A 25,682-nucleotide genomic window follows, 5' to 3' on the forward strand; every position below is an offset into this window, starting at 1 on the left:
CGCCGGGGGCTTCTTCGTGCGCCGGGGGCGGCTACTTCCAGGGAGTGCCGGTGAGGAGTTCGTACGCCTCCAGGTACTTGGCCCGGGTCGCGTCCACGATCTCCTGCGGGAGCGCCGGCGGCGGCTGCTCGCTCTTGCGGTCCCAGCCGGACGCCGGGGACGTCAGCCAGTCACGCACGAACTGCTTGTCGTACGAAGGCTGCGCGTGGCCCGGCTCCCAGGTGGCGGCCGGCCAGAAGCGCGAGGAGTCCGGGGTCAGCACCTCGTCCGCGATGATCAGCTCCTCGCCGCCGTCGGCGGTGGGCGCGAAGCCGAACTCGAACTTCGTGTCCGCGAGGATGATGCCGCGCTCGCGTGCGATGTCACGGGCCCGGCCGTACACGTCCAGCGTCGTGCGGCGCAGTGCAGCGGCGGTCTCGGCGCCGACCTGGTGGGCCACTTCCTCGTAGCTCACGTTCTCGTCGTGGTCACCGACGGCCGCCTTGGTGGCCGGGGTGAAGATCGCTCCCGGCAGCTCGGAGCCGTCGGTGAGGCCCTCGGGGAGGCCGAGACCGCAGACGGTGCGCGAGGCGTTGTACTCGACCAGGCCGGAGCCGGTCAGATAGCCGCGTGCGACGCACTCGACCGGAACCATCCGCAGCGACCTGCAGATCGTGGTGCGGCCGGCCCAGTCGTCGGGGGCGCCGGGCGGCAGCTCCGTGGACAGCACGTGGTTCGGTACGAGATCGGCGAGCTGGTCGAACCACCACAGCGAGAGCCTCGTCAGCACGCGGCCCTTGTCCGGGATCTCGGTGGGGAGCACCCAGTCGTACGCGGAGATCCGGTCGCTGGCGACCATGACGAGGTCACCGGCCTCGTTCCGGTACAGGTCGCGCACCTTGCCCGTGTGCAGGTGGGTGAGGCCCGGGACCTGTACGGGCTCGGGCTTTTCTACAAATCCGGACACGCTGCCTCCGCGTAGGTTGATCCAGGAGTCGTTCCGATTGTCGCGTATCCGGGTAAGGACGGCTGCGGAGGGGTGCGACGGGCGCGCCGGTGCTCCGGGAGGCGTGGCGGTGCTCCGGGAGGCGTGCGGTGCTTCGGGAGGCGTGCCGGTGCTCCGGGAGGCGTGCCGGTGCTCCGGGAGGCGTGCGGTGCTTCGGGAGGCGTGCGGTTGCTCAGGGAGGGCGTGCGGGGTGCCGTGTGCGGTGCTCCGGGAGGCGTGTGGTGCTCCGGGCCTGCTGAGATCCTCAGTCGCGCTTGCAGATGCGGTCGAGGAGGTTGGCGGTGGCCTTCTGGATGCGCGGGTCCACATGGCCGGGGCGGTCCAGTGCCGGGGACCAGGCGAAGGTGCCGGAGGCGAAGACGAGCGCGCCGGACGGGGCCCGGTAGAGGGACGTCTCCTGATGCCGCGTCACGCCCTCGGTGTCCTGGTACGGGGAGTGGGCGAGCAGGATGCGGTTGTCGTGCTCGGGAAGCGTGGTGCGCGGGAAGTAGCGGTCGGCCTCGCCGGCGACCAGCCCGTCGATCTCGTCGCCCTCGCCCGCGCCGGTCGCGTCCCAGAGCCAGTGCTCCGCGTTCCGCACGACCAGGGGGTGGGGGTCGGGGACCCGGCCCGCGTACTGGATGCCGAGGAGCTGCTGCTCGGCGCGGTCGACCTCACGCCAGAGGGCGGGCTTTCCGGGGCCGCGCCGCTTGCGGCAGGTGAGCAGCCGGTCCGGCACGCCGGACGCCGACGGGGTGAGGCTGACCTGCCAGTACATGGTGTTGGCGGAGAGGAAGACCAGGGAGGTGCCGTTGTCGCGAGCGCGTTCGGTGGTGCGCCGCATGGGGATCGACCAGTACTCGTCGTGGCCCGGGAAGACCAGGCCCCGGTAGCGCGTTGGGTCGATCCGGCCCGCGTGCAGGTCGCGGGTGTCGGCGTAGGCGATGTCGTAGCCGTAGCGCTCGGCCCAGCGGATGAAGTCGTAGGCGTGGCCGACGTGCAGCGGGAGGCCCGCGCCCGCGTAGGGGCGGTCGAAGGAGACGGTGACCGCGGCGTCCTCCTCGCCCAGCAGCCGGCCCTGCTCGTCCCAGGCGTGGTAGAGGCTGGCGCCGGTGCGGCCGTCCTCCGGGTAGAGGTTGTACGCCTGCCAGGTGATGTCCGGGAGGATCAGGAGCAGGTCGGCCGGCTGGTCGTCGCGGACCGTGAACGGGATGTGGGAGCGGTAACCGTCGATCGTCGTGAGCACGGCGACATAGGCGCCGATCGACCAGTAGGCGGGGATCTGGAGCCGCCAGGACTGCCACCAGTGGTGGCAGGACACCGTGCGGTCGGCGGTGAGCGGGGCGGGCTGGACGATGCCGGAGAGCCGCGGGCTCGTGGTGATCTTGGCGGCGCCGTCGCCCCCGTAGTGGCCGATGCGGTAGATGTCCACGGAGAACTGCTGGGGCGGGTCCACGGTGATGTGGAAGTCGATCGCCTCGCCGGGGGCCGCCGCGCCGGTGGAGCTGAAACCCTTGATCTGCCGGTGCACGTCGTCGGCGGTACGGGTGCCGCCGCCGGTGGAGCCGCGGGGCAGCGTCGGATCGGCGTACCAGGGCACGACCTGGCCGGTGTCGTCGAAGTAGTTCTCGCTGCCGCGAAGCCAGGGCAGCGGCCCCTGCCCGAAGGGGTCGGTGACCGCGTGCGCGAGGGCACCTGATTCCCAACGACGAATCTGCTCCGCCCCCATAACGCGCTTCCCTCTCTCGGCCCCCGGAACAACATGTGGTGCGCTGGCTGTCAGCGCCGGTCCCCAGCACATCACATAACGCATCCACTCCGTCACCGTTCGTCGCGAATTAACGTTAACGGAACTCCTGCTTCCGGGTATTGAGCGGGACAGACCGGTGATATGCCGCAATATCAGCCGAGTTGCGCACGAGTAGACCGCGAAATCGGGCCGGAGCGCTCCGGAATTCCCAGAACATCCCGGCACATCCGGGACCGTCCAAGGGCATCCCAGACACATCGCGGAACGCTGCGGCCGCACCCTTGATTCTTGCCTGTTTCAGGCGAGACGGACGGGTTTGTCGGTGCTCACGCCGACCGAGGAGAGCCAGGAACGCAGGGGCCCCGCGTCGCCGTCCTCGACGAGGCTGAGCACCGGAGTGCCGAGGTCGGACCGGCGTTCCCCGTCGACCAGCAGCGTGGGCCCGTCGAGCCAGTCGAGCCCGGGGGCCGCGCCCGCCGTGTCGACGGCGGCGCAGCAGACCATCGCCGCGACATGGTCCGCGAGCAGCTCGGTGCCCGTACGGGGCGGCTGGAGCGGGAACAGCGGGAGGGGGTCGGGCCCCCAGAACTCCAGCACGTCCCCACCGGAGCCGACGGAACTGCCTGGACCGGAGGAACTGCCGGAGTCGACGGAACTGCCTGAGCCGACGGAACTGCCTGGACCGGCGGAATTGCCGGAGTCGTTGCCGGGGCCGTTGATGTTGCCGGGGCCGTTGGAGCCGTTGACGTTGCCGGAGCCGTTGACGTTGGCGGAGCTGCCGGGGTCGTTGAAGCCGGTGGAGCCGTCGGAGCCGGTGGTTCCGCCGGCTACCGGTTGAGGGTTCTGGGCCTCTGCCTCTGCCTGGGCCTCGTCGCGGGCCACCGCGGCGCTGATGCCCGCCGCGAGCTCCTCACCGCTGCCGTTGCCCGCGACGAGATGCTCGACGACCCGGGCCAGGGTGGGCACCGCGGCACCGGCGACGTCGGACCCGCCGGCGGAGGCGGCGGGCGGTACACCCATGTCGTCCAGGACGCGGTGCAGGCGGGCCGCCTCTGTGCGCCACTTCCGGTCGACGACCTCTTCCGGGTACTGCTGCCAGTCCACCGGGGACCAGCCGGGCCCCGCCTGCGCCGGGCCGCCGTGGAAGAGCCGGGCGGCCAGCAGGGACGCCGCCTCGTCGGCCGCTCCCGGCTCCTCCAGGAGATCGCAGGCGGGCCGTTCGCCCAGCCGGGAGGTGAACCCGTCGGCCAGCCGGTCGCGCCGGGACAGCTCGGTGAGGGCGGAGACGACTCCGGCGTCCAGCCGGGAGGGCCAGCGTCCCATCCGCCAGGCGGGCAGCGCGACCCGGGTGAGCAGTCGGTCCCAGCCCGCGTAGGCGAGCCCGACCTGCTCCTGGGCGACGATCCGCAGCCCGTAGTCCACCGCCTGGGCGCGGGTGGACGCGGCGGCGGCGACGCCGCGCTCCATCTCCGCGGCGTGGCTGTGACAGCTGCGCAGCAGCAGCCTGGCGATCCGGCCGATGAGGGCGTGCGGCAGCCGCAGAACCCTGCGTACCGCTCCCTCGGCAGGGGCCGCCGCGTCGGCGACGGCCCCGTCGAGTCCCCGGACGAAGCGCCGGGCGGCGGCTATGTCCGGATGGGCGGAGGGGCCGGTGCCCGCGACGACCGGGGCGAGCACCGCGCGCAGCTCCGCGACCCGCATCCACCAGAGGAACGGTGAGCCGATCACCAGCACGGGCGCGGCCTGCGCCCTGCGGCGTCCCGGACCCGCGCCGGGCCCGCCCGGATCCCGGCGGGCGGCGTCCTTGGCCGCACGCTCTGCGGCCGGGTGGGTGCGGTCCTCCAGCCAGCTGTCGCAGTCGGGTGTCAGCGCTATGGCCGAGGGCGCGGGCACGTCGAGGCGATCGGCGAGATCACGGACCAGCCGGTAGAGGTCCGGGGCGGCCTTCTCGCTGAGCGGGACGGTCGGGCTGACGGCCGGCTCGGCCCGTACGACGGCGATGGCGACGGCCGCCGCGACCAGCAGGGTGACGACGGCGCAGGCCGTCACGGCCCAGCGCACCGCGTCCCAGCCACCGCCTTCGACGAATCCCTGCGCGCCTGCGGCGAACAGCACGACGGCGACGGCCGCGGGCAGCAGCGCCACTGCCGTTGCCCTGCTGCGGATGCGCAGCAGGGCAAGCGCACGGCCGCGTGCGGCCTGCGCACCCAACTCCTCACCTGCACCGGTATCGGACACGGCTGGATGTCACCCCCTCTGCCCTCGCGACGGTGTTGCTCACTCCCCCACTGTGGCACCCGTCACTGACATCGCAATGCCGGTGGGCCATGTGCCGGAAAGCTTGCGCCGCACCCTAGTTGGGGCTTCGGCGGGCGTCATCCGGATGGCTCAGCCGTCACTCGATGGAATGGCTTTGGGTAAAGCTGCTGACGCGCCGCTGTCCATGGGGCAGCGGCGCGTCGGCGGAAGCGGTACCGCGATCGAGCGGCAGGGTGCGGGTCCTGTTGCGGGGCCTGGTGCGGTCCTGGTGCGGGTCCTGGTGCGTACCCCCTCGCCCGCCCCGCGCCCGCTACGACGGCGGACGGCCCGCCGCATGACGGTGGACGGGCCCCACTACGACGGAGAGCGGCTCAGGCCTCCTCCGCCGCCTTCTTCGCGATGTCCGTACGGAGCTGGGAGCCGTCGAGCCGGATCCGGGCCGCCGCCGCGTAGGCGCGCTCGCGGGCACCCGCGAGGTCCTTGGCGGTCGCGGTCACCGAGAGCACCCGGCCGCCCGCGCTGACGACCGCGTCGCCGTCCCGCCGGGTTCCGGCGTGCAGGACGTACGCATGCGGCGCATCCTGTGCCGCGACCTCGTCGAGGCCCTCGATCGGGTCACCCGTTCGCGGGGTGTCCGGGTAGTTGTGGGAGGCGATGACCACGGTGACCGCGGCGTCGTCGCGCCACTTCAGCGGCGGCAGCTCGTCCAGGGTGCCGTTGGCGGAACCCAGCAGGACACCGGCCAGCGGGGTCTTCAGCCGGGCCAGGACCACCTGGGTCTCCGGGTCGCCGAAGCGGGCGTTGAACTCGATGACCCGTACCCCGCGCGAGGTGATCGCGAGCCCCGCGTACAGCAGCCCGGAGAAGGGCGTACCGCGGCGGCGGAGCTCGTCGACGGTCGGCTGCAGGACCGACTGCATGACCTCGTCGACCAGCTTGGGCTCGGCCCACGGCAGCGGGGAGTACGCGCCCATGCCGCCGGTGTTCGGGCCCTCGTCGTTGTCGAGAGCGCGCTTGAAGTCCTGGGCGGGCTGGAGTGGCAGCACGGTGGTGCCGTCGGTGATCGCGAAGAGGCTCACCTCGGGGCCGTCGAGGAACTCCTCGATGACCACGCGGTCGCAGGCCAGCGCGTGGGCGCGGGCCACGTCGACGTCATCGGTGACGACGACGCCCTTGCCGGCGGCGAGACCGTCGTCCTTGACGACGTACGGAGCGCCGAACGCGTCCAGCGCCGTGTCGATCTCGGCGGCGGTGGTGCAGACGTAGCTACGGGCGGTCGGGACGCCGGCCCCGGCCATCACGTCCTTGGCGAACGCCTTGGAGCCCTCCAGCCGGGCCGCCTCACCGGAGGGGCCGAAGCAGGGGATGCCCGCGGCGCGCACGGCGTCGGCGACCCCGGCGACAAGCGGTGCCTCCGGACCGACGACCACCAGCTCGGCGCCCAGTTCAGTGGCGAGGCGCGCGACGGCGGCGCCGTCGAGTGCGTCGACCGGGTGCAGTTCGGCCACCTCTGCGATGCCGGCGTTGCCGGGGGCGCAGTGCAGAGCGGTGACATCCGGGTCGAGGGAGAGAGAGCGGCACAGGGCGTGTTCGCGGGCGCCGCCGCCGATGACGAGAACCTTCACGGGGTGGAGCCTAGCCGCCGGGACGGGGCGGCCTCGACGGACGCCGGGTTGTGGACACCGGGGAGGACGGGGCAGGGCGGCCCTGACGGACACCGGGGCACTGGGGACATCGGGGGCACCAGTCCCCGCGTCCGGGACCGGAGCATGCATCCAGGTCCGAAGCACGCGCCCGGGACCGGAGCACACGTCCAGGTCCAGAGCACGCGTCCAGGACCAGAGCACACACCCGGGACCAGAGCACACGTCCAGGACCAGAGCACACACCCGGGACCAGAGCACACGTCCAGGTCCAGAGCACACGTCCAGATCCGGAGCACGCGAGCAGGCCCCCGGTCACGCGCCCCACGCGTCGGCTCCCCCGGACACGCGCCCTACTCGTTGGTGAACTCCTCCACCACCGTGGCGCCCAGCTCGCGGACGATCAGCTCGTGGCCGGAGAGGGCGGAGTCGACCAGGTCCGGGTCGTCGGCCTCGGCGGTGTCGTCCTCCGGGGCGACCGAACGGGGCGGTTCGGGGGCGTTGTACGAAGGCGACGCGGGCGGCGACACGGCCGTCTCACCGCCCCCCGACTGCTGCGGCCGCTCCTGGGCCGGCCGGGGCTCGTACTGCTGCTGGGGCGCGGCCGGTGCCGGGCGCTGCGGTGCGGGCGGGGACATGGGGCGGCCGCCACCGGTGGGCGGGGGCTGTCCGGCGCCGCCCGACGGGTCGACGATCGCCTCGATCTTCCACTGGGCGTTGAACCGCTCGGCCAGTGCCTGCTTCAGCACGTCCTCGCTGCCGCTGCTCGTGAAGTTGTCGCGGGCGCCCGAGTTGAGGAAGCCGATCTGGAGGGTGGTGCCGTCGAAGCCGGTCACCTGGGCGTTCTGGCTGAGCAGGATCCAGGTGAACCGGCGGCGGCCCTTGACCGCCTCCAGGATGTCGGGCCACATGTTGCGCACCTGCCCGGCGCCCTGCGTCATGCCCGGGGCCGGTTCCGGGGCGGCGGGCCCCGGAGCGGGTGCCGTCGGCGCGGCCGGTGCGGGAGCGGAGGAGGCCTGCGGGGCCGGTGCCTGGCCGGGAGTGGAGGCGGTCGGCCAGCCTCCGGGCCGGCGCCCCTGCTCGGGCGCGGCCGCGGCGGGCCAGGCGCCGGGCCGCTGACCGGCAGCGGGGGCCGCTGCGGGCGGCGGCTGTACGGGCTCGCCGGCCGGGGCGGGCTGCACGGGGGCGGGCGGCGGCGCGTCCCCGCGGGCGGCGGCGCGAGCGGCGGCGGGTCCCGACCCGGGGTCCGGCTGCGCTGCGGCGGGGTACGGGGCGGCAGCGGGGGGCTGCTGCGCCTGTGGTGCCTGTGCGGGCTGTGGTGCGACGGGGGCGTGGGCGAGCGCCTCGGGCCCGGGGACGTACCCCATGGCGGGCCCAGGTCCGGTGGTGGCGAAGGACGCGCCGCGCTCCAGCCGGTCCAGCCGCGCCTGCAGCGAGCGCTCGTCGTCGAAGGCCGCGGGCAGCAGGACCCGGGCACAGATCAGCTCGACCTGGAGACGGGGCGAGGTCGCCCCGCGCATCTCGGTGAGCCCCTCGTTGACCAGGTCGGCGGCGCGGCTCAGCTCGGCGGCCCCGAAGACGGAGGCCTGGGCCTGCATCCGCTCGACGACATCGGCGGGGGCATCGATGAGCCCCTTCTCCCCTGCGTCCGGCACCGCGGCCAGGATCACCAGGTCGCGCAGCCGCTCCAGCAGGTCGGCGACGAAGCGCCGAGGGTCGTTGCCGCCCTCGACCACCCGGTCCACGACCTCGAAGGCCGCAGCCCCGTCGCCCGACGCGAAGGCGTCCACGACGGAGTCGAGCAGCGAGCCGTCCGTATAACCGAGCAGCGACGTCGCCATGGCGTATGTCACACCGTCGTCGGCGGCGCCGGCCAGCAGCTGGTCCATGACCGACATCGAGTCACGCACGGAGCCGGCACCGGCCCGCACCACCAGCGGGAACACCCCGTCCTCGACGAAGCTGTCCTCCTTGGCACACACCTCCGCGAGGTAGTCGCGCAGCGTTCCCGGCGGCACCAGCCGGAACGGATAGTGGTGGGTGCGCGACCGGATGGTCCCGATGACCTTCTCGGGCTCCGTGGTCGCGAAGATGAACTTGAGGTGCTCCGGCGGCTCCTCGACCACCTTCAGCAGGGCGTTGAACCCCGCGGAGGTGACCATGTGCGCCTCGTCGATGATGTAGATCTTGTAACGACTCGACGCGGGCCCGAAGAACGCCTTCTCCCGCAGATCGCGGGCATCGTCCACACCACCGTGCGACGCGGCGTCGATCTCGATCACATCGATCGATCCCGGCCCGTTGCGCGCGAGGTCCTGGCAGGACTGGCACTCCCCGCAGGGCGTGGGCGTGGGTCCCTGCTCGCAGTTCAGGCAGCGGGCGAGGATGCGCGCGCTGGTCGTCTTGCCGCAGCCGCGCGGGCCGCTGAACAGGTACGCGTGATTGACCCGGTTGTTCCGCAGGGCCTGCATCAACGGCTCAGTGACATGCTCCTGACCGATGACCTCGGCGAACGACTCGGGGCGGTAGCGGCGGTACAGCGCAAGGGACGACACACATACGAGGCTATAGGGGAGGACCGACAACCGGCCCCGGGCCGGGCACACCACCGGCTCCGAGGGCACAACCACCCCGGAAACCCGGCGCCCCGGACACGTACCCGACGGCCCCGGAAATGTAAGGACCCCCCACGCACCCGCCAGAGCCAACCTACCCTTGCTGCCTTCCGGCCCTGGGGGAGTTCAGTCAGATAGCGCCACGTGAGGGGCTGACGCCCACCTTAGCCGATCCCCGCCCCCGCGCGTCCACCTCCCCACCCCTCACGACCCCGCCGGGACTCCCTCGGGACCGCCGACGGCGAACGGGTTCGCGAGCACTCCTCAACGTCTTGTATTGTTTGCCCCGGAGGATTCGCCTAGTGGCCTAGGGCGCACGCTTGGAAAGCGTGTTGGGGGCAACCCCTCACGAGTTCGAATCTCGTATCCTCCGCCATTGCTCTCACCGGGCAATACGTCGAAGGCCCCCGCAGCTTGCTGCGGGGGCCTTCGACGTTGGCGGTTACAGTTCCCATGATCTACGGACCATCACACGAGATCATGCTGTGGAGTCGGCAGCCCGCGAAGCCGCCCAGGCCGGCCACAGAGGAGAGACAGCACCCACTGACAGAGTCGTCCTGCACTCTGATCTCCGACCTCTCACGGTTCATGCTCAGCACGGGATCCGCCTTGAGTACATCCGGCAGCACCGCTCCCGCTGGGCTGGCACGTAGCGCAACAGGGTTCCCCTCAGGGGGACATGGCAAGCAGCGCGAAGCCGAGCGATGGATTCCCGTTGCCCGGCTTCGTGAGGTGGATACCGGCTACCACTCGTCGGTGTCGCCGCACTTCCGCGCCGACGAGCCCGCGTCAGGTGCCTACACGGTCAGCACGAGCGCGTGGGCTACGGCGCAGACCACACAGTTCACCGCGCCCGGCTGGCAGTACCTGGACACCTCGTCGGGCTATCTCGCGGGGGACCGCGGCAACGGCAGTTACGTCAGCTACGCCTCCCCCGACCGGAAGTCGTGGAGCACCGTCCTTGAGACGACCGGGGCCGACGCCCCGCAGACGGCCCGCCTCGGCACCGCCGGCGGGCTGTGGTCCACGGACCTGACCGCGACGTCACCGAGCATGTCCCCGGGCCCGGACCTGACGGCGTCGGCCGACGGCACGTACACCCTCACCCTGCGGCCGGGCCGGGTCTACACGGTCACGACTACCTCCGGTCAGGGTGCGGGCACGGCCACCGGACCGGACCGGAAGCCGCTCGGCCTGCCCTACTCCGACACCTTCGCCACGTACGGGGCGGGCCGGGAGGCGAGGTACTTCGCATCGATGAACGGCGCCTTCGAGACGGCCACGTGCGCAGGCGGCCGCGCGGGAAGGTGCCTGCGGCAGATGGCGTCCACCACCCCGATCCGCTGGACGGACGAGAGCGCGCCGCAGCCTTACACGATGATGGGCGATCCGAGCTGGTCGAACTACACGGTGGCCACCGACGTCCTGCTGGAGAAGCCCGGTTCGGTGGACCTGCTGGGGCGCGTCGGCACTCAGGGCCGTAACAACAACGGGCTGAACGCCTACCGGCTGCGGCTGAGCGACACGGGTACCTGGTCGGTGCTGAAGAGCGACGTCACGTGGAAGTTCACCACCCTGGCCAGTGGCACGGTCACCGCGCCCGGCACCGGGACCTGGCACCGGCTCTCGATGGCCTTCGCGGGCGGCACCATCACGGCGCTCGTCGACGGCAAGGAGGTGGGACGGGTCAGCGATCCCGACTACGGGGGCGGACTGGTCGGACTCGGCACGGACGGCTTCCTTCCCGCCCAGTTCTCCCGGCTGTCCATCACCCCGGGGACCTCCGCCGACCTGTCCGGGACCTACCGGCTGGTCAACAAGAAGAGCGGCAAGGTGTTGGACGCCTCCGGCGCCGGCACCGCGGACGGCACACCCGTCGTCCAGTGGTCCGCGAACGGCGGCACCAACCAGCAGTGGCGGCTGACCGGGACGGGCGACGGCTTCTACACGTTGACCGGCGTCGGCAGCGGCAGAGTTCTGGACGTACCGAAGGCGGCCAAGCTGCCCGGTACCGCACTCCACCTGTGGTCGGCCAACGGCGGCACCAACCAGCAGTGGCTCATCGCCCCCTCCGACCAGGGCACTTACACCATCGAAGCCCGATCCAGCGGCGACCCGATGGACGTCAGCGGGGCCTCGGAAGCGGACGGAGCGACCGTCACGCAGTGGCCCCGCAACGGTGGAACGAACCAGCAGTGGCAGTTGGTCGCCGTGAAGTGAACCGCCCTCTCCCCCACGCTCGCAGGGGAGACCCTCGTATCACCCTCGTATTTCCTCCCCCCGCAGCTCGCTGCGGGGGGAGGAAATAGAAGTCGGACGGGCGCGGCCCGGTGTCGCGGTCGGGTCAGCGGGAGGGCTGATGCAGGTGGCGGTCCCGGCCCGCGCCGTGGCCGGCGACCGCCGTGGCGAGGCCGAGGGCGGCCAGGGCGGTGAGCGGGAGCGTCCAGCTGTGCGTGGTGTCGTGCAGGATGCCCAGGAGGAGGGGCCCGGCCGCCGCCACGAGGTAGCCGATGGACTGTGCCATGCCCGCCAGCGCGGCGGCCTCGCCGGAGCTGCCGGCGCGCTGGCTCTGGAAGGTCAGCGCGAGCACGAGGCACGCGCCGCCGCCGAGTCCGAGCAGGGTGCAGGCCAGCACGGACAGCGCGGGGGCGGCGACCAGTACGGCGAAGCCGCCTGCCACGAGGACCGAGGCCCCGGCCGCGGTCCAGCGCTGGTCGTGCCGGCCCCGGGTGAGCAGGGGCAGCAGGCTGCTGGCCGCCAGGGACACCACCTGGTAGTAGAAGAGCATCCATCCGGCCGTGGTGCTGCTCGTGCCGCGGTCGGTCAGGATGCTGGGCAGCCACGCCACGGCGGTGTAGAAGGCCAGGGACTGGAGGCCCATGAAGAGGGTGACCTGCCAGGCGAGCCGCGACCGCCACGGCACCGGGCTGTGGGCCGCGGCGGTGGACTCCTGCGGCTTGTCACCCCGCATCCGGGGCAGCCAGGCGAGGAAGGCCGCGACGGTGAAGGCGACGCCCCAGGCCAGCGCGGTGCGCCAGGAACCCGGCACCGTGTGGGCCAGCGGCGCGGATACCCCGGAGGAGACCGCGGCCATGAGGCCCATGACGGTCACGTAGAGGGCGCTGATGCCCTGGATGCGGTGTGCGGGCACGTTCCGCCTGATCAGCGCGGGAAGCAGCACGTTGCCGAACGCGATGGCCGCGGAAAGGATCACCGTTCCGGCGAACAGGCAGACGGTGGAGGGAAGGGAGCGGACCACCGTCCCGACGGCCAGCACACCGAGCGCCGCCACGAGCAGGCGGGCGCTGCCCAGCCGGTGCGAGGCGCGGGCGACCAGGGGCGACGTCGCGGCGAACGTGAGCAGCGGCAGGGTGCTCAGCAGCCCGCCCCAGCTCGATGTCAGGCCGCTGCCGCGCTCGATCTCCGGCAGCAGCGCGCCGACACCGGTGAGGGTGGTGCGCAGGTTCGCCGCCACGAGGCAGATGGCGATGACGAACCCGACCGGCACGGCGGGCCGGACGGGCTCGGCCGCCGGTGATCCGGTGGCGGCGCGCCGACGGGGCGTCGAAGCAGGCCGCGTGCTCACCGGTCCTCCGCCGCTGGTGGCGTACGGGGCTCGTGGTCGCGGGTGAGCTGGACGATCGCGGCCGCCGCGTCGCGGGCGTCGCCCTGCTCCCGGGACTCGATCGCGTCCACGAGCCGCCGGTGCAGCCGGGCGTGCTCCTCGGCGTGGGCGGCGTCCCACGGCAGACCCCCCAGGGACGAGGTGAGCGCCGTACCGAGGTGGTCGTACACCTCGATCAGCAGGTCGTTGCCGCTCGCCCGGACCACGGCCCGGTGGAACAGCGCGTCGACGCTCGTGGCCGCTGACGTGTCCTCGCCGGCGCAGGCCGCGTCCGCGTCGGCCAGCAGCTCCCGCAGCTGGCGCAACTGGCTCTCGCTGCGGCGCAGGGCCGCGGTTCCCGAGGCGTACTCCTCCAGGACGGTCCGCAGCTCCAGCACGTTGTCCCGCTGCGCGGAACTCGCCCGCCGCACCATGACCGACTGGAGCTCGCTCGATGAACGGACGTAGGTGCCGTCCCCCGCCCTGGGCTCCAGCAGGCCCAGGTGCACCAGCGCGCCGATCGCCTCCCGCAGCGTGCTGCGTCCGACCCCTAGCTCCTCGATGAGGGCCTGCTCCGGCGGGATACGTGTCCCCACCGGCCAGCCGCCCGACTCGATGTGCGAGCGGAGGCTGTCCACGAGCTGGGCGGACAGGCTGGCCGCCCGCCGCGGTGCGCTGATGCGTTTCATGCAGGCACCGTACACAAACATCAGACATTTGAACATCGCATGCTTGAACGCGGCCTGCACCGCTCCCCGGGCCGGACCGGTCAGGCGGTGGGGCCGAACTGGGCCGTGAAGCGGCCGGTGAACAGGTCCGCGCCCTTGTATTCGGAGACCATCCCGGGCGCCGCGGCAACCGGTCCGCCGGGAGAAGGCAGTTGGCCGACACCGCCCTTCGTGCCGAGCGGGATCAGGATCGTGGGGAAGGGCAGCGGCCGGTACGTGGCGGTGGGCCGCTCACCCTTCAGCTGGGCGGTGATGTTCTTGACGACCACCTCGGCGTGCCGCATCGCGTAGCCGGCCATCTTGGCCTCCGCGACGTCGGTGATGTCGCCGACCGCGTAGACGTTCCCGTGCCCCTCGACGTTGAGGAGTCCGGTCACGGGGACCTGGCCCTGCGGCGTACGGGTGGTGAGCCTGCCGTCCGCGAGGTAGTCGCTGTTGGTGCGCGTCCCGTAGGCGCGGAACCAGATGTCGGCGGCGATCTCCTCGCCACCGGTGGTGGTGACGGTGAAGGCCCCGGCCACGCCCGGCTCGGTTCCCGGCGACGTCTTGAGGGCGGTCCCGAGACGCAAGCCGATGTCCAACGCCTCCAGCTGGCCGCGCAGGTCCTCGACCACCTCCGGCTCAAGGCCGGGGAGCAGCTCCTCGGCCGGGTCGGTGATGGTCACCCGCTTGTCCGGCCAGACCTCCCTGATCTCCGCGGCCAGTTCGAGCCCGACCGGACCCGCGCCGAGAACCAGCACCCTGTCGGCCCCGCGCAGTTCCTCGTGTGTGCGCCGCAGGTCACCGAGGGCCTCACCGATCGAGTCGGAGGCGGGCTTGGCGGGGTAGGAGTAGCTGGAGCCGGTGGCCAGCACCACGTAGTCCGCGGCGACACGCTCACCCGAGTCCAGGGTGACGCCGCCGCGGTCGACCGAGGCCGCTCGCCCGCGTATCACCTTGCCCCTCGTGAGCAGCGTCTCGAAGGGGAAGAACATGTTGCCCGCCCAGTCGGGCCGGGTCAGCGCCCGCAGCGACGCGGCCGCGTTGACGAACGCGTCCCGGGGATCGATCAGGACGACATCCGCCTCGGACTCCAGCGCCTTGGCGACCGCAGCGCCTCCGTAGCCTCCACCGATAACCGCGACAGTACGACTCATGACGGCACACTCCACAGGAAATAGGGATTGCAGTTCGTGTCACGAACAATATTAGTTCGTGACACGAACTGCAATCCTTTTCGATGGAATGCGAAGCCGCCCGCCTCAGCTCTCGCGGTCACCCGGGGCCTGCTCCTCCTGCGCCGCGAAGACCACCGGAACCTCGTTGTCCAGCACGACACGGGCGAGCAGGCCGGCGAGCACGTCCCGCTCGGCCGGCCCCAGGCCGGTGAGCAGCCCCTCGACCCTTCGGCAGGTCCCGTCGTAGAACTCCCTTGCCAGCGAGGCACCTTGGGCGGTGAGCGCGACACGCACGGAGCGCGTGTCCCGCGCGTCCGCCTCGCGTCGGACCAGGCCGTTGCGCTCGGTGCGGTCCACCAGGCCGGTGAGGCTCGACTTGGCCAGGCCCAGCATCGCGCCCAACTCGCCCATGCCGTACGGCCGCGGCATCAGCACGCACAGCAACTGACCCTGCTGCGGGGTCAATCCGTGCTCCCGGCCCGACTCCGCATACACCGAGTTCACCAGGAACGACGATCGCACCAGTGCGGCCACAATCCCGATCCGGTCACTATCACGCTTGTCCACTCCGCCAGAGTAGCATCGACAATCCTCACAATTCGCGCCGCGAACTATGCCGCGAACTATCGGTGGAAGGGGTCCGCCAGGGGCGGGCAGAGCGCGAGCGGCCCGCCCTGGCCCGGTGGCCGGCGCGTGCCGGATGATGGGAGGAGCGGACGTGAGGGGCAACGCAGTGACAGACAGTGGATCCATCGACTCCGAGCCGGGCCTTCGGCCGGACTCCGGCAGGCCGCATTCCGGCAGACCGGACTCCCGCAGGCCGCGTTCCGGCACGCCACACTCCGACAGACCGCACTCCGACAGGCCGGAGAGTGACGGGGACGGCGCCCGGCTCCGGGCCGGGGAGCCGGGCACGGCGCGTCGCCGGGCGGGTGACGGGGCGCAGGCCGGGGCGGGTGCCGACGGCCCCGGCGAGGGTGCGAGCCGGCGGCGGCGCTCCTCGGTCCGGCGGGTGGGGGTGGTCCTGCTCGTCCTGCTCGTCCTGTGTCTGCCGCCCTGGTGGTCGCTGTTCGCCTCCGGGGCGGACTGGCCGTTCCCGGTCTTCCTGGCCGGCACGGTCGTCCTGGCCGCCTGGATGGTCTCGTTCCCGTTCCTGATGGTCGCGGGCCACGGGCGACGGCACTCCGACCGGGCCGCCCGGATCGCTGACACCAGTCTCGGGATGATCTGGGTGCTCTTCACCTGGTCCGTGCTGGGCGGCTTGGTGGACCTCGTGCTGATGGGGCTCGGCGTCGGCGGCACCGGCCGGGCCAGGACCGTTTCCGTGGCCGTCGCCGCGGCCTCGGCCGGGCTGCTGGCCTGGGGCCACTACGAGGCCATGCGGGTCCCGCGGGTGAAGCGGCTGGACGTCCGCGTCCCGCGGCTCGGCGGCGGCCTGGACGGGACGCGGGTCGTCGTGCTGGCCGATACGCACTACGGGCCGATCGACCGGGCGGGCTGGTCGGCCCGGGTGACCGAGGCGGTCAACGCGCTCGACGCGGACGTCGTGGTCCACGCCGGTGACATCGCCGACGGCACCCCGGTCCAGCGCCGGGAGCAGTCCGCGCCGCTCGGAGCGGTCCGGTCGCGGCTGGCCAGGGTCTACGTCACCGGGAACCACGAGTACGGCAGCGAGGCCCAGGGCTGGCTGGACCGGATGGCGGAACTGGGCTGGGAGCCGCTGCACAACCGCCATGTCGTGGTGGAGCGCGGCGGGGACTCCCTGGTACTGGCGGGCGTGGACGACGTGACCGCGGAGTCCTCCGGCCTGGCCGGTCACAGCGCGAACCTGCTCGGCGCGCTGGCCGGGACGGACCCGGACCAGCCGGTCCTGCTCGTCGCCCACCAGCCGAAGTTCGTCCCGCAGGCCGCCGCCGCCGGCATCGACCTGCAGATCTCCGGGCACACCCACGGCGGTCAGATCTGGCCGTTCAACTTCCTCGTCCGGATCGACCAGCCCGTGGTGAGCGGCCTGAGCCGGCACGGGGAGCGCACCCAGCTCTACACCAGCCGGGGCGCCGGCTTCTGGGGCCCGCCCTTCCGGGTCTTCGCCCCGAGCGAGATCACGCTGCTGACCCTGCGCTCGGGCTGCACACCGACAGCCGGGTAGCGGAGCGTCGTACCGTTCGTTCCGGGCGTCGTACGGAGCGCCGGGTCCTGGTCGGGTCCTGAGTCGGGTCCGGTCCTGGTCCGGGTCGGGGGCCGGTCCGGACCGGGCCGGGCCGCGTCCGGCTCGCGTCCGGGTCCGGGCCCCGACCCCGGGCCGGTCCGCGACGGCGCGTCGAGCACGCTTTCCAGCCGCGCGGCGGGCCCCCGCGGGGTCAGTGGCCGCCGGTGAGTTCGCCGCTGAGCCGATCGTGGATCAGGGCGCTGGGCGGATTGAGGCCGATGATCTCGACGCTCTTGCCGCGCTGGGCGTACTTGGTCTCGATGGCGTCGAGCGCCGCGACGGAGGAGGCGTCCCAGATGTGGGTGGCCGTCAGGTCGATGACGACCCTGTCGGGGTCGGTGGCGTACGCGAACCGGGTGACCAGGTCGTTGGAGGAGGCGAAGAAGAGCTCTCCGGTGACCGAGTAGACGACCTGGGTGCCGTCGGGGTCGACGACGGCGGTGACGTCGGCCAGGTGGGCGACGCGCCTGGCGAAGACGACCATGGCGGTGACGGTGCCGACGACGACGCCGATCGCGAGGTTGTGGGTGGCGACGACGCAGGCCACGGTGACGGCCATGACGGCGATCTCCCCGGCGGGCATCCGCTTCAGGGTCTTCGGGGCGATGGAGTGCCAGTCGAAGGTCGCGAAGGACACCATGACCATGACGGCGACCAGCGCGGCCATGGGGATGTCGGAGACGACCGGGCCGAAGACGATGCACAGCACCATCAGGAACGAGCCCGCCAGGAACGTCGACAGGCGGGTGCGGGCGCCGGAGACCTTCACGTTGATCATCGTCTGGCCGATCATGGCGCAACCGCCCATGCCGCCGAGGAAGCCCGTGACGATGTTGGCGATGCCCTGGCCGACCGACTCCCGGGTCTTGGAGGAGTGGGTGTCGGTGATGTCGTCGACCAGCTTGGCCGTCATCAGCGACTCCATCAGCCCGACCAGCGCCATCGCGAGCGCGTAGGGGGCGATGGTGGTCAGCGTGTCCAGGGTGAAGGGCACATCGGGCAGTCCCGGTACGGGCAGTGCGGACGGCAGCTCACCCTTGTCGCCCACGGTCGGCACCGCGATCCCCGCGGCGACCGTGATCACGGTGAGGATGACGATGGACACGAGCGGCGCCGGGATCACCCTGGTGACCTTCGGGAAGAACACCATCAGGGCGAGGCCGCCGGCGAGCAGCGGATAGACGGGCCAGGGCACGTCGTGCATCTCGGGGACCTGGGCCGTGAAGATGAGGATGGCGAGGGAGTTGACGAACCCGACCATCACGCTGCGGGGCACGAACCGCATCAGCTTCGCGATACCGAGCGCGCCCAGGACGATCTGGAAGGCGCCGGCCAGGATCACCGCCGCGACCAGGTAGCCGAAGCCGTGCTCCCGGTTGAGCGGGGCGATCACCAGGGCGACGGCGCCGGTCGCGGCGGAGATCATCGCGCGGCGGCCGCCGACGACCGAGATCGTCACGGCCATGGTGAAGGACGCGAACAGGCCGATCGCGGGGTCGACCCCGGCGATGACGGAGAACGAGATCGCCTCGGGGATCAACGCGAGCGCGACCACCAGTCCGGCCAGGATCTCGGTGCGCCAGACCTTCGGGTCCGACATCCACTCGGGGCGGCGCAGACCGCGCAGCCGCGCGGCCGGGGACAGTACGGAGGAAGTCAAGAGAAGCGGAACCTGTCGTGCTCGGGCCCGCCCGGAGTCACCAAGGGGCGTGCGGAACGGCAAGGGGTGCGAAGGGAACGGCAAGGGGCGTGCGAAGCGGTACGGAGACCCGGTACGGAGACCCGACGGAGTGCCGGGGTGGAGTGCCGGTGTTTCCGGGGGCGGCGTCGGTCCCGGAACGGCTTTTGGTTACGGGTGCACCCGTCCCGCACCATGAACAGGCGACAGCGGTGGATCAACCCTGACAGCCGCACACTCTACTCTAACGTTACGGTAGAGATCGCCAGACGAGGAAGGCGCCCGCGTGAGCAGCGAGCACATGCAGATCGGCGAGGTCGCCGCGCGGACCGAGCTGTCGCTGCGCACCATCCGGCACTACGAGGAGACCGGCCTGGTCATCCCCTCGGCCCGCTCCCGGGGCGGCTTCCGCCTCTACACCGAGACCGACGTCGCCCGCCTGATGGTGATCCGCCGGATGAAGCCCCTCGGCTTCACCCTCGACCAGATGCGGGACCTCCTCGACGCGACCGATCACCTCGACGCGGTCCCGCCCCCGGCCGGCGCCGAGCGCGAGGAACTCCTGGGGCGCGTACGCCACTTCGAGCAGGCCGCCGCCGAGCGCGTCGCCGACCTGCGCAAGCAGCTGGGGCGGGCCGAGGAGTTCGCCGGCACCCTGCGCGCACGGCTGGGCGAGGACGCGCCACCCCGCCCCTGACGCGGGCGACTCACCCACCCACCCCTGACGCCGGCGACTCACCCACCCACCCCTGAACGCGGGCGAGGACTCACCCACCCGCCCCTGAACGCGGGCGAGGACGCGCCGACCCGCCCCCGAGGCGGGCGGGACCCCGAGCCGGGAGCGCGTGGGCGACCTCTCTTCGTACCGGGTCCAACCCTCCGCTCCCGGCAGAAACCCGAGTTTTCGCCAAGTCCGCCTCTCGCGCCCCTTCGCGCACCAATGAGCCCCGCCCTGCCCGTATGTGGCCCCTGACCTCATGGTCCACGGGGAGCGCAGGACACCGGGGGCCCGTCGCGCACACCCGGCCCACCGGGTGAGTGAGAGGGACACGACAGAGAGTGGCGACACCCACGCCGTCCAGCTGGCACTTCTGTGATTACCGCCCGGTAACCACGATGTGGCGTGAACCACACCCTTGAAGACGGCGCTCTGGGAGCATCAACGCCTATCAAAATCAGCCGTCCGGACCTGCCGCGGGGGGAGGGGCCATGGGGCTGCTCGGCAACGATCTGGCGTTCGCACGCGCCCTGACGGCCCACGAGCACGAGAGCGTCATGGCCCTCGGCAACCGCAAGCTCTACGCGGCCGATACCCATCTCCTGTCGGAGGGGGACCGGTCCGGCCACGTCATGATCATACTTCAGGGGTGGGTGACCGTTTCCGTGGCTACGGACCGTGGCGCCCCCCGGCTGATACTCGGCCTGCGCGGACCCGGCGAACTCCTGGGCGAAATGGCCGCGTTGGACAGCCACCCCCGGAGCGCCACCGTGCGGGCGCTGGGCCCCGCGGCGGCGCAGGTCATCCCGGGGGACGCGTTCCGCCGCTTCCTCGCCCAGCACCCGCGGGTCAGCGGACTGGTGATACGTCAGCTCACCTTCCGGCTCCGCAGCGCCGACCAGGAGCGGTCCGCACTCGCCTCGCTCACCGTTCTGCAGCGCCTGGCCGTGCGGCTCACCGAACTCTCCCGGGCCGAACCCGCCGGCCCCTACACGCCGTCCGCGCCACGGCCACTGCCCACCGGCACCGTCGTCCACCTGGCCCAGGACGAGCTGGCCGCCACCGTCGGAGCCACCCGGGAAGCCGTCGCCAAGGCACTGCGGCTGCTGCGGGACCAGCGCATCGTGCGGACCGGGACCCGGCTGGTGGAGATCCTCGATCCCGAACTGCTCGCGCTGCTCGCGGACGGTCACGCGGACAGCCATCCGGACGGTCATCAGGAGTAACTCCCCGCCCGTCGTGTGTAAACGACTACAGACGGCCCTCGTCCCGGGCCCGAGGCTGATGGGGGACGGCACAGCGACCAGAACAGGGGCACGAGGTGGACCACGACGTGACGGATGTCGCCGAAGCGCGCTACGAGCTGGTGATCAGCGTGGACGCCAGACGTTCCGGCGAGTACGACGACATCGAGAAGACCCGGATGCGCGCCCGCATCTACCGGGTCCTGGAGACGGCGTTCACCCACACCAAGGTCGCGCGGGACTCCCTGCACCTGGAGGACCGGGGCGACGGCGTGCTCGTCTCGGTCTCCGGACAGGTCCCGGTCGCCAGGCTGCTCGGCCTGTGGATGGTGGAGGTCCACGAGAAGCTGCGGGACGAGAACCGCGCCCTGCGCGTACCGCTGGGGCTGCGGGTGGGCATGCACGTCGGGCCGGTCCGGCACGACGACCGGGGCATCGCCGGACGCGCCGTGGACCTCGCCTGCCGCCTCGCCGACTCCACCGTCGCCCGGCAGTTGCTGGACGCCGAGCGGGCCGATCTCGTGCTGGCCGTCTCCGGTTCGCTGTACGAGGACGTGGTCAGCGGCGGCGGCAAGTTCATCGAGCCCGCCCGCTACTCCGCCGCCCGGCTGGAGCTCAAGGAGGGTCCGGTCACCGCCTGGTTCCACCTTCCCGGACGAGCCGCCCCGGCCATGCCCGCCGCCCCGGGCACCCGCCCGGATGCCCGGGCCGAGGAAGCCGGCGCGGACGGCGCGGCCCCTGCGGACGGCGCGGCTTACGCAGACCGCTCCGGTGACTCCGGCGATGCCGGTGACTCCGGTGACTCCGGTGACTCCGGTGCTCGCTACCACGTACAGGGCGACATGTCCCAGCACACCGGCAACGTCTACCAGCAGCCCGTGCACATCGGCCGTACCACCGGCGACGCCGGCCGTCGGAAGGGCTGAAACCCATGAGCGACGAGGAACAGTCGGACGGCCCCGCGGACAGCGCCTCCCCCGAAGCCGCCGACCGGGACGGCGGCCGGGGCAAGGAGAGGGACAGGGACGGCGGCCGGGGCAAGGAGAGGGACAGGGACAGGGAGAAGGAGAAGGGCGGGGACCGGGAACGGGACCGGGAGAAGCGCGGGGAGAAGGAGAAGGGCAAGGACGGCAAGCCCTCCTCCGACGAGCCGAAGGACGCCGGCGACGGGGAGTCCGACGACGACGCGGACGAGAAGGAGTCGGAACGGGAGCGGGCCGCCGGGCGGTTCAGGGAGCACACCCGCAACCCCCTCGCGGAGGAGCAGGGCGACGGCGGGCCCACCAGCCTCGCCGCCGCCTCTCGGACCCACGGCGACGCCCGGCAGATGTTCAGCAGCGGCCGGGACCTGCACACCTTCGACCGTACGCACATCGGCCGCGCCCATATCGGCGACACCTATGTCCAGTTGGACCCGCGTCGTGCGGGCATGCGCAGCGGGCCCGTGCCCGCGGAGGAACTGCGCAGGCTCCGCCGGGCCCATGTGGCGCCCGACGGATACCGGCGGCTGCGCAACGCGCTCACCGCGCGGCGGCTGCTGGTCCTGGGCGCCGCGCCCGGCACGGGCCGTACCAGTACGGCGCTCTCGCTGCTCGACGACATCACCAACTCCGCGGTGACGGACGCGGATGCGGGCTCCGGCCCGGACACCGGGGCCGCGGCCGACGCCCGGGTGCACCGGGTCGACCCGGACGGCGGGGTGCGGCAGCTGGCCGGCTCCCTGGGCGGCGAGGAGGCGCGTCCCGGCACCGGATACCTGCTGGAGCTCTCCCTCATCCGGCCCGGTGTGCTGCCGCCCGACGAGATCGACCTCGACCGGCTGGCCGCGGCCCTGGCCGGCTGCCGGTCCTTCGCGGTCGTCGTGGTGACGGTCGGCTCCGCCGCGAACCCGCTGCTGGCCGGCCGCTACGGGATGCTCTGCCCGCCCGCGCCCACCCAGGAACTCCTGACCACCCGGCTCCGGGAACGGCTTGAGGACCGCGCGGAGGCGGCTGCGGAAGGCACCCCGTCCACCGCCGAACTCCTGGCGCGGGCCGAGGAACTGGCGGAGCGCGAGGCGGTGAGCGAGGCGGTCGGACTGGACGACCTGCGCCCCGCGGAGGCCGAGCTGTACGCCGCGCTGCTGGCCGGCCACGTGCTGGGGAGCGTCTCCTACGAGGAGTTGCTGGCCGGCTGCCGGAGCCTGGCCGCCGAGCAGGCCCAGGAGTGGTTCGCCGGGGTGGACCGGGCACTCGCCGCGCTGCCGGACGACGCGGAGGGGACCACCGGGCGGGCCGCGGCGCTGTTCCACCCGGTGGCGTTCCGTATCGCACTCGCCGTGCTGGGCGGGGCCTCGCACAGTGCCGTGTCCGCCGCGGCCCATCTGCTGACCTGGGAGCTGTCCGTCCAGAGCGATCCGGACAACACCCCGGCCAGGCCGCTGTTCTGCGACGACCCGGACTCCGATCTGGCGCTCTCCCGCGCCAGGCTGAAGAACGGCAAGGTGGAGGTGGCCGGTGCGGAGGTGACGGCCCGGCTGATCCGGTACCGGGGTTCCGCCCTGCCCGGCGCGGTGCTGACCGAGGTCTGGGACCGGCACTTCCCGGCCCGCGCACCGATCGTGCGCTGGCTGCGGCTGCTGGCGGACGACCCCCGGCCGCAGGTGTGGATGCGCGCGGCGGTCGCCGCCGGGGAGCTGTGCGTGCAGGACTTCGACCACGGTTACGCGGAGCTGGTCCGGCCGCTGGCCGAGGCGTCCACCGCGCGCCGCAGGTTCTTCGCGGCCACCATGATGGACCAGGCGGCCGGGCACGCCTCGCACCGCAAGGCGGTCCGCAGGCTCGTCGACGACTGGGTCAGGCACGGGCCGGATTCGCTGCGCTGGTCCGCGGCGATGGCCCTCGGGTACGGCAACGCCGCGGCCACCACGGACGACACCCTGGACGCCCTGGCCCGCATCGGGGTCCGGGACGAGGGCGAGCAGATGGCGGTCGCCTCGCTCAACGTCGTGCGGCTGCTGGCGCTCCCGGACGGGGCCCGGGTGCTGCGGCGGATGACCGACTGGACCCGCCACAAGCTGGTGACGTACCAGGACCTCGGTCTGGTGACGTCCGTCCGGCTGATGCTCACCTCGGTCGACGAGGTGCTGTTCGACGCCGCCGGTTCCCCGCTCGGGGACCTCCGGGACCGGGGCGACCGGCCGCTGGCGCTCGCCCTCGCCGCCTCGCGCCCCGAACTGGTCCGCCCGATGGCCGACTTGATGTGGACCGCCCTGAACACCGCGCGGTCGAGCGACGTGGCGATGGACGCCCTGGAGTCCCTGCTGCGCTCGGCCTTCCGCGAGAACGGCTCCGAACGGGCACGGCCGGGACTGGCGGCACTGCTGCCCGAGCTCATGGCCGGGGAGCAGGACAGGCGGCGGCTGGACTGGCTGCTGCGCCGGATGATGAACGACCCCGAGAACCGGCTCCCCGACACCCAGGCGCGCGAGCTGTGGTGGCTCGCCGCGCCGCCGCGGGGCCGGACGGGCGAGGAGGAGAGGAATGGCTGAGAAGAAGGGCGGCCCGGCACCGGCGGGCCCGCTGCTGCGGGAGTACACGCCCAGCGGAGTGTTCCGGCAGACGAGTGCCCGCACCGCATCGGTGCTGTTCTACCGGAAGGGCGGCTACAGCGTGGCCACCGCCTCCGGGATCGAGCACTTCGACAAACGGCCGCTGGCCCGGCCGCACACCGTGTGCGAGATCGCGCTCGGCACCTACGGGACGAAGCTGAAGATGGAGCTGCCCGCCAAGGGCGGCGCCGCGTTCTTCAAGGTCGAGATCGACATCCACTGGACCGTGACCGATCCGCACCTGGCCGCCACCGAGGTGGTCACCGATGTCGCCGAACGGCTCACCGCCCCGATCCTGGAGCGGCTGCGCGAGGTGTCGTCCGACTTCCGGGTGGCCGAGGCCGAGCAGGCCAACCGCGCCATCACCGGCCACTGCGCCGGCGGGCGCTGGGACGATCTGGGCTCCGACCTGGGCCTGCGGGTGCGGCTGTACGTCAGGATGCGGATGGACGACCGGACCATCACGCACATGGACGACATCCGGGAGGCGCACGCCTCCGCCGAGGTGACCCGGGTGCACCAGGAGAAGTTCCGGGCCATGCTCCAGGGCGGCGAACTGGACCAGCTCAGCTACATGCTGGCGGCCGAGCCGGAGGCCGCCAAGGACTTCCTGGAGAAGATCCGCCAGGAGGGCCGGCAGGACGAGAAGGAGCGCGTCGACCGCCTCTTCGACATGGTCGACAGCGGCCAGATCCAGTCCAACGAGCTGGAGACGCAGGCGCTCGCCCTCCTCAACCGGGGCCGCCGGCCCGTGCAGGGGCCGGTCGGCTCGCTGCCCGCCCACCGCCGGCCCCCGGAGCTGGAGTCCGGGGACGCGGAACCGTACTCCCCCGACTGGCTGGCGGAGGAGGAGCCGCCCGCTCCGCGAGGACGGCGGCCCGGCCCGCTGGAACCCGAGGACCGGGCACCGGAGCCTCCGCGCCGCCGCAGCCGGGACGCGGAAGACGGATGGTCCTGGGCGGAGGAGGACTGATGACTGCCGACGGCGGGGCACGGACCTCCCCCGATCCGGTCGTCACCGTGCAGGGCGGGGGGCCGCACGGCGACGACCGGACGGGGGAGCGCATCGCCGAACGGCTGCTCGGCACGGTCCGGGAGGACCTCGGCCGGGCCGACTCCAAGGCGGCGGTGCTCCTCTCCGGGGCCCTGGCGCTGCCGGCCTTCCTGATCGGACGTCACGGGGCGCCCGACTGGCGGGGGCCGGCGGACGCCGCGCTGGTCGCGGCAGGGGTGCTCTGGATCATCGCGGTGACCGCGCTGGTCCGGGCGCTCATGCCGCGTACCGGCACGGTGCGCAGCGGGCACGGGGTGACGTACTTCGGCGATCTGCTCGCCCCCTACGACCTGGTGCGGCTGTCCGCGGAGGTCGCGGAGGCCGGGCGCGATCCGGCCCGGTGGCTGCTCGTCCAGGCCGTGGACGTCAGCTCGATCCTCGCCGCGAAGTACCGGGCGATCCGCTGGGGCGTCGGCACGCTGGCGCCGGCGGCGGCGCTCGCCATGGGCTGGAGCCTGATCGCACGCTGA

At 72.5% G+C, this 25,682-nt stretch carries 18 protein-coding genes, 1 tRNA gene and 1 other RNA gene; 9 read left to right on the forward strand and 11 right to left on the reverse strand.

Annotated elements, in window-relative coordinates:
* Window positions 1-31: 31 nt before the first annotated feature.
* The 6 genes from ACIP89_RS07240 to ffs all read right to left on the reverse strand — a co-directional run bounded on the left by ACIP89_RS07240 (window position 32) and on the right by ffs (window position 9,388).
* Entirely contained in the window at window positions 32-946 is a 915-nt protein-coding gene (locus ACIP89_RS07240) for a phosphoribosylaminoimidazolesuccinocarboxamide synthase (RefSeq protein ID WP_401925721.1), read from the reverse strand.
* A gap of 283 nt (window positions 947-1,229) precedes the next feature.
* Window positions 1,230-2,693: a N,N-dimethylformamidase beta subunit family domain-containing protein gene (locus tag ACIP89_RS07245; protein ID WP_401925723.1), complete on the reverse strand. Its 1,464-nt coding sequence runs from the start codon at window positions 2,691-2,693 to the stop codon at window positions 1,230-1,232.
* Between the two features lie 318 nt (window positions 2,694-3,011).
* On the reverse strand, window positions 3,012-4,952 hold the full coding sequence (locus tag ACIP89_RS07250; RefSeq protein WP_402113603.1) for a hypothetical protein: 1,941 nt from the start codon (window positions 4,950-4,952) through the stop codon (window positions 3,012-3,014).
* A 392-nt stretch (window positions 4,953-5,344) separates the two neighbouring features.
* Window positions 5,345-6,598, reverse strand: coding sequence for a phosphoribosylamine--glycine ligase (gene purD, locus ACIP89_RS07255; protein WP_402113605.1), 1,254 nt, complete (start codon window positions 6,596-6,598; stop codon window positions 5,345-5,347).
* Window positions 6,599-6,969: 371 nt separating this feature from the next.
* Window positions 6,970-9,171, reverse strand: a complete 2,202-nt coding sequence (locus ACIP89_RS07260; RefSeq protein WP_402113608.1) for a DNA polymerase III subunit gamma and tau — start codon at window positions 9,169-9,171, stop codon at window positions 6,970-6,972.
* Between the two features lie 120 nt (window positions 9,172-9,291).
* Window positions 9,292-9,388, reverse strand: an RNA gene (ffs, locus tag ACIP89_RS07265) — signal recognition particle sRNA small type.
* A gap of 131 nt (window positions 9,389-9,519) precedes the next feature.
* Here ffs and ACIP89_RS07270 point away from each other — a divergent pair.
* Window positions 9,520-9,607, forward strand: a tRNA-Ser gene (locus tag ACIP89_RS07270).
* A gap of 380 nt (window positions 9,608-9,987) precedes the next feature.
* Window positions 9,988-11,451, forward strand: coding sequence for an RICIN domain-containing protein (locus ACIP89_RS07275; protein ID WP_402113611.1), 1,464 nt, complete (start codon window positions 9,988-9,990; stop codon window positions 11,449-11,451).
* A 124-nt stretch (window positions 11,452-11,575) separates the two neighbouring features.
* On the opposite strand, the gene ACIP89_RS07280 is transcribed toward ACIP89_RS07275, so the two are convergent.
* The 4 genes from ACIP89_RS07280 to ACIP89_RS07295 form a co-directional block, all read right to left on the reverse strand.
* Window positions 11,576-12,817 (reverse strand): CynX/NimT family MFS transporter, encoded by a 1,242-nt coding sequence (locus tag ACIP89_RS07280; RefSeq protein ID WP_402113614.1) that lies wholly within the window; start codon window positions 12,815-12,817, stop codon window positions 11,576-11,578.
* The gene (locus ACIP89_RS07285; RefSeq protein WP_401929655.1) at window positions 12,814-13,524 is read right to left on the reverse strand and encodes a FadR/GntR family transcriptional regulator; all 711 of its coding nucleotides are present in this window, start codon (window positions 13,522-13,524) and stop codon (window positions 12,814-12,816) included. The genes ACIP89_RS07280 and ACIP89_RS07285 overlap by 4 nt, the downstream gene beginning before the upstream one ends.
* An 80-nt stretch (window positions 13,525-13,604) precedes the next feature.
* Entirely contained in the window at window positions 13,605-14,699 is a 1,095-nt protein-coding gene (locus ACIP89_RS07290; RefSeq protein WP_401929653.1) for an NAD(P)/FAD-dependent oxidoreductase, read from the reverse strand.
* Between the two features lie 105 nt (window positions 14,700-14,804).
* Window positions 14,805-15,263: a MarR family winged helix-turn-helix transcriptional regulator gene (locus ACIP89_RS07295; protein WP_401926722.1), complete on the reverse strand. Its 459-nt coding sequence runs from the start codon at window positions 15,261-15,263 to the stop codon at window positions 14,805-14,807.
* Between the two features lie 475 nt (window positions 15,264-15,738).
* Here ACIP89_RS07295 and ACIP89_RS07300 point away from each other — a divergent pair, with 475 nt between their 5' ends.
* Window positions 15,739-16,869, forward strand: a complete 1,131-nt coding sequence (locus tag ACIP89_RS07300; protein ID WP_401929821.1) for a metallophosphoesterase — start codon at window positions 15,739-15,741, stop codon at window positions 16,867-16,869.
* Between the two features lie 211 nt (window positions 16,870-17,080).
* On the opposite strand, the gene ACIP89_RS07305 is transcribed toward ACIP89_RS07300, so the two are convergent.
* Window positions 17,081-18,529 carry a SulP family inorganic anion transporter gene (locus ACIP89_RS07305; RefSeq protein WP_401929819.1) on the reverse strand — a complete coding sequence of 483 codons (1,449 nt, stop codon included), beginning with the start codon at window positions 18,527-18,529 and terminating at the stop codon, window positions 17,081-17,083.
* A 364-nt stretch (window positions 18,530-18,893) separates the two neighbouring features.
* Here ACIP89_RS07305 and ACIP89_RS07310 point away from each other — a divergent pair, with 364 nt between their 5' ends.
* The 6 genes from ACIP89_RS07310 to ACIP89_RS07335 all read left to right on the forward strand — a co-directional run bounded on the left by ACIP89_RS07310 (window position 18,894) and on the right by ACIP89_RS07335 (window position 25,682).
* Complete coding sequence (locus ACIP89_RS07310; protein WP_401925757.1) at window positions 18,894-19,304, forward strand: MerR family transcriptional regulator; 411 nt, start codon at window positions 18,894-18,896, stop codon at window positions 19,302-19,304.
* A 512-nt stretch (window positions 19,305-19,816) separates the two neighbouring features.
* On the forward strand, window positions 19,817-20,551 hold the full coding sequence (locus ACIP89_RS07315; protein WP_402113617.1) for a Crp/Fnr family transcriptional regulator: 735 nt from the start codon (window positions 19,817-19,819) through the stop codon (window positions 20,549-20,551).
* A 107-nt stretch (window positions 20,552-20,658) separates the two neighbouring features.
* Window positions 20,659-21,495, forward strand: coding sequence for a hypothetical protein (locus tag ACIP89_RS07320; protein WP_402113620.1), 837 nt, complete (start codon window positions 20,659-20,661; stop codon window positions 21,493-21,495).
* Between the two features lie 5 nt (window positions 21,496-21,500).
* Complete coding sequence (locus tag ACIP89_RS07325; protein ID WP_402113623.1) at window positions 21,501-24,098, forward strand: hypothetical protein; 2,598 nt, start codon at window positions 21,501-21,503, stop codon at window positions 24,096-24,098.
* Window positions 24,091-25,131 carry a hypothetical protein gene (locus ACIP89_RS07330; protein ID WP_401925766.1) on the forward strand — a complete coding sequence of 347 codons (1,041 nt, stop codon included), beginning with the start codon at window positions 24,091-24,093 and terminating at the stop codon, window positions 25,129-25,131. The genes ACIP89_RS07325 and ACIP89_RS07330 overlap by 8 nt, the downstream gene beginning before the upstream one ends.
* Entirely contained in the window at window positions 25,131-25,682 is a 552-nt protein-coding gene (locus ACIP89_RS07335; RefSeq protein ID WP_401925769.1) for a Pycsar system effector family protein, read from the forward strand. The genes ACIP89_RS07330 and ACIP89_RS07335 overlap by 1 nt, the downstream gene beginning before the upstream one ends.

This window comes from Streptomyces sp. NPDC088730 (assembly GCF_044751215.1).
Classification (GTDB): domain Bacteria; phylum Actinomycetota; class Actinomycetes; order Streptomycetales; family Streptomycetaceae; genus Streptomyces.